Raw genomic sequence first — 12896 nt, 5'->3', positions numbered from 1 at the left:
CGCGAGACGGCGCGACAGCCGAAACACCGGCACCGGCACCGGCACCGGCATCCACGTCGGGACGCCGCCCGCGGCCTCAGAAGTTGATCATGTGGCCGGCCAGCCCGTGGACCGCCTCCTGCACGGCCTCGCTGAGCGTCGGATGACCGTGGACGTTGCGGGCCAGTTCGGCCGCGGTGAGGTCCCACTTCTGGGCCAGCGTCAGTTCCGGCAGCAGCTCGGTGACCTCGGGGCCGATCAGGTGGCCGCCCAGGATCTCGCCGTACTTCGCGTCGCTGATGAGCTTCACGAAACCGCTCGCGTCACCGAGGCCGTGCGCCTTGCCGTTGGCGGTGAAGGGGAACTTGGCCACCCGCACGTCGAGCCCGCGCTCGCGGACCTGCGCCTCCGTCCACCCGAAGCTGGCGATCTGCGGCTGGCAGAAGGTGACGCGCGGGATCATCACGTACTCGAGCGCCATCGTCTCGGCCTCGGCGATGGTCTCGGCGGCGACCACGCCCATGGCCTCGGCGGCGTGCGCGAGCATCAGCTTCGCGGTGACGTCGCCGATAGCGTAGATGTGCGGAACGCTGGTGCGGCAGAACTCGTCGACGTCGATGGCGCCGCGCTCGGTGAGCCGGACGCCCGTCTGTTCCAGGCCGTAGCCGGAGATCCGCGGCTGGAAGCCGATCGCCTGGAGCACCTTGTCGGCCTCGAGCGTCTGCCGCTGGCCGCCGGTGGTCACCATGACCTTCACCGAGTCGCCCGCGTCGTTGATCGCCTCCACCCGGGTCGAGGTGAGCACGTCGATGCCGAGCTTGCGGTACTGACGGGAGAGTTCGGCCGACACCTCCTCGTCCTCCAGCGGCACGATCCGGTCCAGGAACTCCACGAGGGTCACCTTCACCCCGTAGTTGCGCAGGACGTAGGCGAACTCCACACCGATCGCGCCGGCGCCCGCGATGAGGATGCTCCCCGGGAGGGTGTCCGTCATGATCTGCTCCTCGTACGTCACGACCCGCTCGCTGAGCGAGGTGCCGGGGAGCAGCCGGGTGGTGGCGCCGGTGGCGATGATGCAGTGGTCGAAGGTGAGGGTCTCGCTGCCGCCGGAGCCCAGCGCGACGTGCAGGGTGTGGTCGTCGGTGAAGGTGCCGTGGCCCTCGAACTTAGTGATGTCGTTCTTCTTCATCAGGAAGTGGACGCCCCTGACGCGGCCGTCGGCGACCTTGCGGCTGCGCGCGAAGGCCTCGCGGTAGTCGAAGCTGAGCTCGCCGTTCACCCGGATGCCGAAGGTCTTGGCCTCCTTGGTGAAGATGTGTGCCAGTTCCGCGTTGCGCAGCAGGGCCTTTGAGGGGATGCACCCGACGTTGAGGCAGACCCCGCCCCAGTAGCGCTCCTCGACGATCGCCGTGCGCAGCCCCAGCTGGGCGGCCCTGATGGCGGCGACGTAACCGCCGGGTCCCGCGCCCAGGACGACGACGTCAACGTGTGTGCTCATGCGGCGACCCCCTGGGTGGACCACGGTGCGGAAGCCCGAGCGGGCCGGAGTGTCCCTCGGCCCACGATCACGTGCCGGGGGCGGCCGCGCAACACGGAGGGGGCGTCCGCCGCGTCGCATCGGCCGCCCGGCGTACGTCGGCGCCGACGGCGGGTCAGTTGTCCGCGAGGAACCGGCGGGCGAGCGTGTCGCCGAGGGAGACCGCCTGGGCGTGGCTCTCGATCGGCGCGACGGAGGAGTTCTTGAAGACGATGTACGTCACGCCGGACTCGGCCCCGCCGGTCTCCGGGTCGGGGTCGATGCCGAGGGCCTGCGCGGTGGCGTAGGAGGCCTCGCCGATGATCGCGGTGGGGCCGGTGTCGCCGACGACGGCGTACTCGACCTTGCCGCCGTACACGACGGCGACGACGCCGCCGCCCTTGATGCCGGCGCCGCGGTAGTCCCAGGTGCCGCTGGGGCTGGGGACGACGACGTAGGGGAGCGTCTCGGCGTTGAGCGGGCGGCCGTCCGACTGGTGGAAGGCCGTGTCGTCCTGGAACCAGGGGTCGGTGTCCCAGTTGCAGCGGGCGGTGACCTGGCCGTCGCAGTCGATGTCCATGTCGGCCTTCCAGAAGACGGCGCCGTTCGCGCCGCAGACCGGGACGGTGGCGGAGGTCTCCTCGTCGGTGCGGTACCTGCTGTGGGAGATCTGGGTGCAGCCGTTCACCTTGGCGAGTAACTGGGCGGCGGTGACGGAGCCCTCCTGGGGGCTGCGGGGCGCGGACCCGGCCGTCCCGGCGGCGCCGGCGGCGGGGGTGAGGAGGGCGGCCAGCAGGGTGGCTCCGGCACCGGCGGTGGCGAGTGCGAGGCGCTTGCGCACGATGAAGTCCTTCCGTTAGGAAACTTTCCTGTCCCGTAGCCTGACACCTTGTCGCGCGCATGCCAATAGGACCAAGGTCCCGCCGACGAAGGACCCGAAGATGACCGAAAGACCGGGGGCGCGCCGCCGCGCGCCCCCTACGGTGGAGGGCTGATCCGCATGCCCGGCATGCCGGCAGCCGGCCCCAGGAGGTACCACCGTGGCACTGACGACCCGCGCGACCCGAGCCCTCGGAGCGGCCGCGGCGGCGACGCTCGCCGGAGCCGCGCTCGCCGCCTGCGGCACGGAGCACATGATGAGCAGCGCCGGTGCCACCGCCTCCGTGCCCTCCGCCCGTGCCTCCGCCCCCGCCGCCCCCGCCGCGCCCTCCTCCGCCCCCGCCGAGCCCTCCACGACGCCCGGTGCGGCGTCCGGCACCCCGTCCGATGCACCGGGTGCGGCCCGTACCCCGGCGGGCACCGGGCACCACGGCACTGGGCACCACGGCACCGCGCACCACGGCACCACCGCGCCGGGGACCGGCCGGCCGCAGGCACCCGGCCACGGCGCGCAGGCCCCCCACGGCACGGGGGCCCACGGGACCGCCGTCCAGGCCCCCGCCCGTGGCACGACGGTGACCGCGGCCTCGATCCAGCACGGCGTGGAGGCACCCGGCAGGTCGGTGGCGCTCACCTTCGACGACGGCCCGGACCCGGTGTGGACCCCGGAGGTCCTCGACGTCCTCGCCCGGCACCACGCCAAGGCCACCTTCTGCGAGATAGGCCCCAACGCCCGGGCCCACCCCGACCTGGTCCGGCGCATTGCCGCCGCGGGCCACCGGCTGTGCGACCACTCCGTCCACCACGACGAGGCGCAGAGCGGCAAGTCGGAGGAGTACAACCGCCACGAGATACTCGACGCCCGGGACGAGATATCCCGCGCGGCCGGCTCCGGCGACACCCCGCTGTGGTACTACCGCGCCCCCGGCGGCGACTTCTCCCCCGCGATCCGCGCCATCGCCGCCGGTCACGGGCTGCGTCCGCTCGGCTGGACCGTCGACTCCGACGACTGGCGCCGTCCCGGCGCGGACGCCATCCTCGCGACCGTGAACCGCGAGCTGAAGCCGGGCGCCATCGTGCTCATGCACGACGGCGGCGGCGACCGCAGCCAGACCGTGCAGGCGCTGGAGACGCTGCTCGACCGCCTCGACGCGGCCGGCTACACGTACACCTTCCCCCAGCGCTGACCCCTGCGCGCTGACCCCTGCGCGCGGGCCCGTCCGCCACGGTCCCGTCCGGCGCGGGAGGGCGCCGGATCTTGGCGCCCGCGTGCCCGTCGCACCGCGGACGGAGGGCCCGGCCCCCGTTCCTCTCACGCCGCGTGACGATTCCCCGCACACGGGCTGCGCCGGGGCCCCGGAGGCGGTGTAATGACCACGTGGTCAGCGACGGCGCGAAAGGACGCAGAGTACGGGCGCTGTCCGCCGAGCTCGCGCTCAAGACGCTCCGATCCGACCTTGGCCGTTCCGCCCGCCTGCGAGCCGTCATCGAACAGGCACTGGTCTTCACCGGTGCGACCCATGTCGCGGTGTACGCACCCTCGGAGACGGGCGGCGAGTTGTGCCTGGTCGCCTCGGCCGGGGTACCGCGCGCCCTGCACGGGCTGCGCCAGAGCTACGCGACGGACGGCGCTTCCCCCATGGCCGTCGCCGTGCGCCAGGACCGCGTGGTGACGGCGGGACCCGCGGAGGTCGCCAGGCTGGTGGGCAACGGGACCCCGGAACCGCTGGAGGTCTCGCTGACCGCCCTGCCGCTGCGGGCGGACCACGTGAGCGTCGGCTGCCTGGTGGCGGTCACGGACCGGCCCGGCGGCTTCGACGCCGAGCACCGGCAGGACCTCGAACTGTTCGCCACCGCGATCGGCCATCCCGGCCCCACCCCCGGCGACGCGTGCGCGGACACCGATCCGGTGGCCGGGGCGGAGTCGCGCGGCACCGGCTTCACCCTCGACATGGACACGGGCTGGATCAACGTCGGCGACGACGTGCTCGCCCTCTTCGGCCTGGAACCCGCGGGGTTCGACGGCCGGGTGGAGACCCTGCTCGCGCAGACGGTGCCCGAGGACCTCCCCGCGCTGATGTCGGTGGTCGAGGCCGGGCACATGGCCACCGGCGACCGCGAGCTGGAGTTCCGCATCCGCCGGCCCTCCGGGGAACTGGTCTGGCTGCGGCTGCGCGGGCGGGTCCTGTTCGCCCCCGACGGCCGCCCCGTGCGGCTGCTCGGCACGGTCGGCGACGCCTCGCGGATGCGGGCCGGGGTCAACGACGTCGGCCGGGTGCAGCAGCTCGCCGCCGACCTGGCCAACGCCTCGACCGTGCGCGACGTCAGCACGGTGGTGGTGACGTCGCTGCGCCGCCCGCTGAACGCCGACCGGATCGCGCTCGCCGAGCTGGAGAACGACCGGCTGGTGGTGACCGTCCTCGACCCGGCGGACCCCTCGGCCTGGCCCGAGGTGTGGCGCACCGAATGGCGTTCCGAGTGGCCGGACGCGCCGACCCGGGCCATGCCCACGCTGGCGACCGCGCTGCGCGAGGGCCGGGTGGGCTTCTGGCCGGCCGGGGCACCGCTGGAGTCGACGCTGGCCGGGGTCGGCCCCGGCGGCCTCGCGGTGCTGCCGCTGCCCGCGGCCGGACGGGTCGTCGGGTGCTGCCTCATCGGCTGGGACCAGCCGCACGAGTTCGGCGCGGACGAACGTGCCGTGCTGACCGCCGCGGCCGGCCTGGTCGGCCAGGCGCTGGTCCGCGTAAGGGCGTTCGACGCCGAGCACGAGCTGGTCGGCACCCTCCAGCGCACCCTGCTGCCGCGCCGGCTGCCGGTGCTGCCGGGCGGCGTCGCGGTCGCCCGCTACCTGCCGACGACCGGCGGCCTCGAGGTCGGCGGCGACTGGTACGACGTCATACCCCTGCACGACCACCACGTCGCCCTGGTCATCGGCGACGTCCAGGGCCACAACGCCGGTGCGGCCACGCTCATGGGCCAGATGCGGACCGCGATCCGCGCCTACGCCGTGGAGGGCCACTCACCCGACGTCGTCGTGTCGCACGCCAACCGCCTGCTCGTGGGCATGGAGACCGACCTCTTCGCGACCTGCTGCTACGTCAGCATCGACATGGAGGAGGGCACCGCCTGGTGCGTGCGTGCCGGGCACCTGCCGCCGGTGCTGCGGCTGCCGGACGGCGGCACGCGGATCGTGGAGGGCGACGGCGGGCCCCCGCTGGGCGTCGTCGACGACGCGGACTTCCCGCTGATCCCGCTGCGGCTGCAGAACGGCACCGTCCTCGCGCTGACCACGGACGGCCTGGTGGAGTCCGCCGAACTCCCCATGGACGAGGGCATCTCGCGCATGTCGCGCGAGCTGTCCGAGGCCGACCCCTCGCATCTGGGCCGCATGGCCGACGCGCTGCTGAGCGGCGCGAGCCGCAGCGACGACGTGGCGCTGCTGCTCATGCGCTACGACGGCATGGCCGTCAAGCCCGTGCGCGAGAGCTGGACGGTGTGGCGGCTCCCCGACGCCGCCTCGCACGCCCGGCGCTTCACCGCCCGCACCCTGCGCGCCTGGGGGCTCGGCGAGGCGGCCGACACGGTGCTGCTGGTCGTCTCGGAGCTGGTCACCAACGCCCTGGTGCACACCGAGGGCCAGGTCCGGCTGGACCTCACGCTCACCGGCGACCGGCTGCGGATCGCGGTCGGCGACGCCTCCCCGCGGACGCCGGTCAAGCCGGCGATCATCAACTGGCACGACACCGGCGGCCGCGGCATCCTCCTCGTCGAGGCCATGTCCGCCGCCTGGGGCACGATGCCGCTCAGCGGCGGCAAGCAGGTGTGGTGCGAGGTCCCCGTCCACCCCCCGCACCCCGAGACGACCGGCTGACGCGGCCTTCCGCCCCGCGGTGGTTGACGCGGAGTCGCCGCCCGCCCGAGGACCCGCGCCAAGGCCCCCTCCGACCGTCCGCGCGGGCCCGCGGACGGCGGTTGCGCCGCCGCGAGGCAGCTCCCGCGAGGTCGAGCCCCTGAAGCCGACGGGGGCGTGACTCCGGCCCCCCGGGGTACCGGGCGGGAGCCACCCCCGGCGAAACCGCCCCGGCCGGGTGGCCGCCTCGCCGCCGCAAGGTGCGCCCACCGGTCCGCGCGGCTCCCGTCCGCGATCGGCGCTGCCCGCGACAGCCGGGACCTGGATCTCGACCGAGGCGCATGGCGGTTGGGCCGGTCCGGCTGTCACGGACGCGACCCCGGGCCCGGGCCGTGCCGTCCCGCCGCGAGCCGCCCCCGCACGCGTGCGGCTACAAACCGCGTTCAGCACAGGGCAGTTGCCCTCAGCGCGGCCGGGCCCGGGCTCGGCGTACCCGGCGCCCGGCCGGGTGGCTGCGCCCCCGCCGCATGGCACCCCTACCGGTCGGTCCGCGCGAGTCCACGGAGGCGTCCCCGGACCGGGACGCGGTTCACCGGGCCGGCCCCGCGCGGGGCCGGCCCGGTCTCGGCGTCCGGTAGTCGCCCTGGTCCGGGGGCGGGTCGGACGGCCTGGACGTGCCGGTTCCGCATCCCTGTCTCGAGTACCTCCCGGTCCCGGGAAACCGCTGCGGAAATGCGGGAGTCGGGCCCCGATCGGGGGCAGGACCGGGGCCTGGGCGGGCCCCGTCCGGCGCCCGGGCACGCGGTGCTCCAACCGTGACCTGCAGCACCTCTTCCCGACATGCCGACCAGTCGGTATCGTGCGGCCACTCCGGGGCACCGACGCCCCGGGGCGTACCGGCCGAACCTGCCCGTCCCCCACCGCGCCCGCACACCCCTCGCCACGCAAGCCGCTTGGAGACCGCGCGATGACGTACCACGGCGACACCTGGCACCACCGGCAACCACCGCCACCCGGCGAGACGCTGCTGTCCTCCGTGTCGGGGCTGACCCTGGCCGCCGCGTCGTCCCTGGCGCACGACCTGTTCGGGCACGCGATGCGCGACGGGCGTGCCGGCCCGCGCACGGAGCCGGCGGTGGCCCGGTGGGCGGCCGTGGGGGTCGGCGCGGCGGCGGTGGCACCGGCCCTCACGTACGCGTTGTTCTGGCGGGGTTTCGGCCGTACCGGCCTGCCGGCCGCGCTCTACGGGGGAACGGCGTGCGTCCTGCTGCTGACGGTGTTCTCGACGGCGGTGTCCGGCGGTCCCACGGCGCTCTTCCCCGGCCGTGACTTCCACTGGTTCCCGCTGCAGACCGCCGGGTTGGTGTCCATCCCCTTCGGCTTCCTCGCCGGCCGGCTCGGCAGCCGCTGGGACCGGCGGCGCCGCGACGGAACGGCCGCCGAGAGCCGACGGCTCTACGAGGCCGGCGAGGCACGGCTGCTCGCGGGCGCCGGCTAGCCGGACTCCCCGTCACCGGGGGCTTGTCAGCGCTTCGGACAGGGGTCACCCTCAGTCGGAACCGAATCCGATTCTGATTCGGTCGGGCTGGGAGGAGCCCTCCCGAAGGGCAGGCCACCGAGCCGCCGGAGCACCGGGCGGCCCGCACGATCCGACCCCGATCCCGATCCCCGACCCCGCCCCTCTCGTCCCGTACCACCCCGCCGAACTCCCAAGGAAGGGTGACTGGTGGAAAGCCTCCTGCGCATCGACGGACTCGAGGTCTCCTTCGGAGGCCTGTCCGCACTCGATGCGGTGTCCCTGTCGGTCCGGCCGGGCGAAGTGCTCGGCGTCATCGGCCCCAACGGGGCCGGAAAGACGACCCTGTTCAACGCCGTGTGCGGCTTCGTGCGCCCGGCCGCCGGGACGCTGCACTGGCAGGACCGGCCGCTGCCCTGGCCCCGACCGCACCAGCTGGCCCGGCTCGGCATCGCCAGGACCCTGCAGGGCCTGGGGCTCTTCCCCCGGCTCACCGTGCTGGAGAACGTCATGGTCGGGGCGACCCGGCACGCGCGGGCGGGCTTCGCCTCCGCGCTGCTGGGCCTGCCCCGTTCGGACCGCGACGAGCGGCTGCTGCGCCACCGCTCGCTGGCCGTCCTGCGGGAGCTCGGCGCGGAGGACGCCGCCGGCCGGCTCCCCGGCGAACTCCCCTACGGGGTGCAGAAGCAGGTCGCGCTCGCCCGGGCGCTGGTCGGCGAGCCGCGCCTGCTGCTGCTCGACGAACCCGCCTCGGGACTGTCCGAGGAGGGCATGCGCGAGCTCGGCGAGGTCATCTCCGGACTGCGCGAACGGATGGCGGTCGTCCTCGTCGAGCACCACATGGACCTGGTCATGCGGGTCTGCGACCGGGTCCTCGTCCTCGACTTCGGCAAGGCGATCGCCTACGGCACCCCGGACGAGGTGCGCGACGACCCGCTGGTGACCGAGGCGTACCTCGGCGACGAGGTCACCGCGGGGACACCGGCACCGGGCGGCACCACGACGCCGGCGGCGCCCGGGACACGAGAGGGGTCGTCCCGTGCTTGAGGTCCGCGAACTCCTCGTCACCTACGGCATGGTGCGGGCCCTGGACGAGGTGTCCCTCACCGTCGAGCGGGGCAGCATCACGGCCGTGCTCGGCGCCAACGGCGCCGGCAAGACCACGCTGCTGCGCACCGTCAACGGGCTCGTGCGGCCCCGTTCCGGCAGCGTCCTGCTCGACGGCACCGACATCGCCGGGCTGCCCGTCGAGGAGGTCGTCCGGCTGGGGCTGGCCCACGTGCCGGAGGGCCGCGGGGTCATCACCGAGCTGACCGTCCACGACAACCTGCGGCTGGGAGTCCTGTGGCGGGACCGGCGCGAGCGCAGGGCGCTGCAGTCGGCCGGCCTGGAGGAGGTGTACGCCCTGTTCCCCGCGCTGGCCGAGCGGCGCGCACGGCTCGCGGAGACGCTCTCCGGCGGGGAGCGGCAGATGCTGGCCATCGGCAGGGCGCTGATGACCCGGCCGCGGCTGCTGCTGCTCGACGAACCGTCGCTGGGGCTCGCCCCCCGGATCACCGCGCAGATCCTCGCCGTCCTGCGGGACCTGCGGGAGCGGCAGGGGCTCACCGTGCTCCTGGTGGAGCAGAACGCGCGCAGCGCCCTGTCCGTCGCGGACCAGGGCGTCGTGCTGAACCTGGGGCGGGTGGTCGCGGCCGACGCGGCCGCGCGCCTCGCCACCGCGGACGACCTCCGCCACGCCTACCTGGGGTTCTGACATGTACTTCATCAATCTGACACTGGGCGGGGTGACCAGCGGCATCGTCTATGCGGCGGTCGCGCTGGCCCTGGTGCTCATCTGGCGGGCGACCCGGATCGTCAACTTCGCCCAGGGCGGGATGCTGATGGTCACCAGCTTCATCGCCCTCGGCGTGATCCACGCGACCGGTTCGTACTGGCTGGGGCTGCTGGCCGCCCTCGCCTCCGGCTTCGTCCTGGGGGCGGTCGTGGAACGGGTGCTGGTCCGCCCGGTGGAGAACGGGCCGCCGATGAACGCGGTGATCGTCACCCTCGGGCTGCTGCTGTTCCTGCAGGCGGTGGCCGGGATGGTGTGGGGCGGCTCGCCGCGCTCCTTCCCGCCGCTGCTGGGCATCAAGGGCTTCACGGTGGGCGACGCCCGGCTGCTGCTGTCGCCGTCGGACCTGTTCGTCATCGGTGCCGTGCTGGTGGTGATGGCGCTGCTCGTGCTGCTCTTCCGGGTCACCCCGGTGGGGCTGCGGATGCGGGCGGCGGCGTTCTCCCCCGAGGTGGCCCGGATGTTCGGGGTGCGGGTCGGGCGGGTGCTCACGCTGGGCTGGGCGCTGGCGGGGGCGGTCGGGGCGCTCGCCGGGGTGCTGGTGGCGCCGGCGACCTTCGTCGGTCCCAACCAGTTCGACGCGGTGCTGGTGTTCGGCTTCGCCGCCGCGGTCGTCGGGGGGCTGGACAGCCCGCCCGGTGCGGTGGTCGGCGGGCTCGTGGTCGGGCTCACCCTCTCCTACGTCTCCGGGTACCTGGGGTCGGAGGTCGCGCTGCTGGGCGCGCTGGCGGTGCTGATGACGGTGCTGATGATCAGGCCCAACGGCCTGTTCTCGGGCACCTCCGTGCGACGGGTGTGAGGGGCAGATGACCGACACGACCGACACCACGAAGGATTTGGGCTCGCCGCTCGGCGGCCCGGCCGCCGCGGGCCTGCGGGCCCGGCTGCGGGGACCGGCGGACCGCACCGCGGTACGGCACCTGGTGCCCGCGCTGCTCGGACTGCTGGTGGTCTGCGGCCTGAGCGCGCTGCTGTCGCCGTTCCAGAACCTGGAGGTCGCCACCGTCGCCACGTACGTGTGCGCGGTCGCCGGCCTGACCGTCCTGACCGGCACCAACGGCCAGATCTCGCTGGGGCACGGCGCGCTGATGGCGGTCGGCGCCTACGGGACGGGCCTGTTCCTCACCGAACTCGGCTGGTCGCTGGGCGTCTCGCTGGTGGCCGGCACCGCGGTCACCGCCGCCCTCGGCGCTCTGGTGGGGGCGGCGGCGGCGCGGCTGCAGGGCCCGTACCTCGCCGGTGCCACGCTCACCCTGGCCGTCGGGCTGCCGGCGCTGGCGAACTACCGGCATCTGACCGATCTGCTCGGCGGCGAGAACGGCCTCGTGGTGGCCTCGCCCCCGCCGCCCGAGGCGCTGGGCGCGTACTTCCCGCTGGAGCGCTGGCAGGCCTGGGTCTGCGTGCTGTGCGCGGTGGTCGTGCTGGTGCTCCTCGCGGACCTCGGGCGCAGCCGGGTGGGCCGGTCGTGGCGGGCGATCCGGGACGACGAGGTCTCCGCGGCGCTGGCCGGCATCCACGTGGCGCGGCTGCGGGTGCTCGCCTTCGTCGTCAGCGCGGCCTGCGCAGGCCTGGGCGGCGGGCTCCTCGCGGTGGTCAGCTCGCTGGCCGCGCCCGGGGCGTTCCCGCTGGCGCTCTCACTGTCCCTGCTGACCGCGGCGGTGCTCGGCGGCCTCGGCAGCCTGGCGGGCGCCGTGTACGGCTCGGTGCTGCTCGTACTGCTGCCCAACTGGACGGGTGACGTGGCGGACGCGCTGCACCTGTCCCGGGGCTTCTACGCCAACCTGCCACTCGCCCTGTACGGCCTCGCCCTCGTCCTGTCGATGCTGCTGTTCCCGCAGGGCATCCAGGGGGCCCTCATCCGTCTGGTCCGGCGGCTCCGCACCCGGGGCTCCGGTACCTGACCGTCCACCTCCCGTTCCCTCGACCAGCGTCACCCCACATGAAATCCGTTCAGAACCCACCGAATCAGATTCGGTTCCAGGAGGGGTCATGAGAAGAAGTCACCGACACGGCCTGCGCCTGCGCGGCGGCGCCGCGCTGGCCGTGCTGGCCCTGGTGCTCACCGCGTGTTCCGGCGGCTCCGGAGGCGGTTCCGCCGCGCCGGGCGTCACCAAGGACAAGATCGTCATCGGCAGCCACCAGCCGCTCACCGGGCCCGCGGCGCCGGGCTACAGCAACGTCTCGGCGGGCGCCAAGGCGTACTTCGACCACGTCAACGCCAACGGCGGGGTCAACGGCCGGAAGATCGAGTTCCGGTACAAGGACGACGCGTACAACCCGACCCAGACGGTGAAGGTCACCAAGGAACTCGTCCTGGAGGACAAGATCTTCGCGATGGTGGGCGGGCTCGGCACGCCGACCCACACCAAGGTGGTCGACTTCCTCAACACCCGCCGCGTGCCGGACCTGTTCGTGGCCTCCGGCTGCCGCTGCTGGGACGAGCCCGACAAGCACCCGCAGACCTTCGGCTGGCAGCCGGACTACCTCGTCGAGGGCAAGATCCTCGGCCAGTACATCAAGGAGAACTTCGCGGGCAAGAAGGTCGCCTACTTCTACCAGGGCGACGACTTCGGCAAGGACGGAGTCGAGGGCCTGGACCAGTACATCCCCAAGGAGTCGGTGGTCAGCCGGCAGAGCTACCAGCCCGGCGGCACCGACATCGCCCCGCAGGTCACGGCCATCGCCCAGTCCAAGGCGGACGTGGTGGTGCTGTTCACCATCCCGACGTACACCGCGCTGTTCAAGCTCACCTCGCTCAAGCTCCAGTACAACCCGCAGATGGTGGTGACCAACGTCGGTTCCGACCCGACCACCCTGGCGGGCCTGCTGCAGTCCTTCGCCAAGCAGGCGGGCGGCACGGCCGACCCGGCGGCGCTCATGGACGGCATCATCACCGACACCTACATGCCGCCCACCAGCGACACGTCCAACAGCTGGATCAAGCTGTTCCGCGAGGTCCACGACAAGTACATCCCGAAGCTGCCCTTCGACGGCAACGTCGAGTTCGGGATGTCCATGGCCTACACCTTCGTGCAGGCGCTGCAGGGCGCCGGGAAGGACCCCACGCGCGAGTCGCTGGTGAAGGCCGTGGAGAAGGGCGGCTTCACCGGGCCCGGGCTGGTGCCGTTCCGGTTCAGCGGGGACTCGCACGCGGGCTACACCGGCGTCCAGATCGGCATCCTGAAGGGCAGCACCGAAGTCGCCCTGCAGGGCACGCCGCTGGTGACGGACGACGAGCAGGGCGCCATCACGCCGTACACCACGGCGCCGCCGGAGGCCCCGGCAGGCGGCATCCCGGCGTCCTGAACGACCAGGGGTAGTG

The 12896-nt window shown here is 73.7% G+C and carries 10 protein-coding genes; 8 read left to right on the top strand and 2 right to left on the bottom strand.

Annotated features, from left to right (window positions below):
- Positions 1-76: 76 nt before the first annotated feature.
- Both lpdA and ACZ7MY_RS22800 read right to left on the bottom strand, forming a co-directional pair.
- The gene (gene lpdA, locus ACZ7MY_RS22805) at positions 77-1477 is read right to left on the bottom strand and encodes a dihydrolipoyl dehydrogenase (protein WP_499604160.1); all 1401 of its coding nucleotides are present in this window, start codon (positions 1475-1477) and stop codon (positions 77-79) included.
- Positions 1478-1631: 154 nt separating this feature from the next.
- Positions 1632-2336 (bottom strand): glycoside hydrolase family 75 protein, encoded by a 705-nt coding sequence (locus ACZ7MY_RS22800; protein WP_499604158.1) that lies wholly within the window; start codon positions 2334-2336, stop codon positions 1632-1634.
- A gap of 199 nt (positions 2337-2535) precedes the next feature.
- Between ACZ7MY_RS22800 and ACZ7MY_RS22795 the strand changes: the two genes are divergently transcribed.
- The 8 genes from ACZ7MY_RS22795 (at position 2536) to ACZ7MY_RS22760 (ending at position 12880) form a co-directional block, all read left to right on the top strand.
- Positions 2536-3561 carry a polysaccharide deacetylase family protein gene (locus ACZ7MY_RS22795; RefSeq protein ID WP_499604157.1) on the top strand — a complete coding sequence of 342 codons (1026 nt, stop codon included), beginning with the start codon at positions 2536-2538 and terminating at the stop codon, positions 3559-3561.
- Positions 3562-3752: 191 nt separating this feature from the next.
- Positions 3753-6245, top strand: coding sequence for a SpoIIE family protein phosphatase (locus ACZ7MY_RS22790; RefSeq protein ID WP_499604155.1), 2493 nt, complete (start codon positions 3753-3755; stop codon positions 6243-6245).
- 946 nt (positions 6246-7191) lie between these two features.
- A complete protein-coding gene (locus ACZ7MY_RS22785; protein WP_499604153.1) occupies positions 7192-7722 on the top strand; it encodes a hypothetical protein in 531 nt (176 codons plus the stop codon).
- Positions 7723-7950: 228 nt separating this feature from the next.
- Positions 7951-8787: an ABC transporter ATP-binding protein gene (locus ACZ7MY_RS22780; RefSeq protein ID WP_499604151.1), complete on the top strand. Its 837-nt coding sequence runs from the start codon at positions 7951-7953 to the stop codon at positions 8785-8787.
- Complete coding sequence (locus ACZ7MY_RS22775; RefSeq protein WP_499604149.1) at positions 8780-9496, top strand: ABC transporter ATP-binding protein; 717 nt, start codon at positions 8780-8782, stop codon at positions 9494-9496. The genes ACZ7MY_RS22780 and ACZ7MY_RS22775 overlap by 8 nt, the downstream gene beginning before the upstream one ends.
- Before the next feature lies 1 nt (position 9497).
- Positions 9498-10373, top strand: a complete 876-nt coding sequence (locus ACZ7MY_RS22770) for a branched-chain amino acid ABC transporter permease (RefSeq protein ID WP_499604147.1) — start codon at positions 9498-9500, stop codon at positions 10371-10373.
- Between the two features lie 7 nt (positions 10374-10380).
- Positions 10381-11475: a branched-chain amino acid ABC transporter permease gene (locus ACZ7MY_RS22765; protein WP_499604145.1), complete on the top strand. Its 1095-nt coding sequence runs from the start codon at positions 10381-10383 to the stop codon at positions 11473-11475.
- Positions 11476-11563: 88 nt separating this feature from the next.
- Positions 11564-12880 (top strand): ABC transporter substrate-binding protein, encoded by a 1317-nt coding sequence (locus ACZ7MY_RS22760; RefSeq protein WP_499604143.1) that lies wholly within the window; start codon positions 11564-11566, stop codon positions 12878-12880.
- Positions 12881-12896: the final 16 nt, after the last annotated feature.

The sequence above is a fragment of the Streptomyces sp. NPDC111520 genome (assembly GCF_055635295.1).
This window is presented reverse-complemented; position numbering and strand designations above follow the sequence as displayed.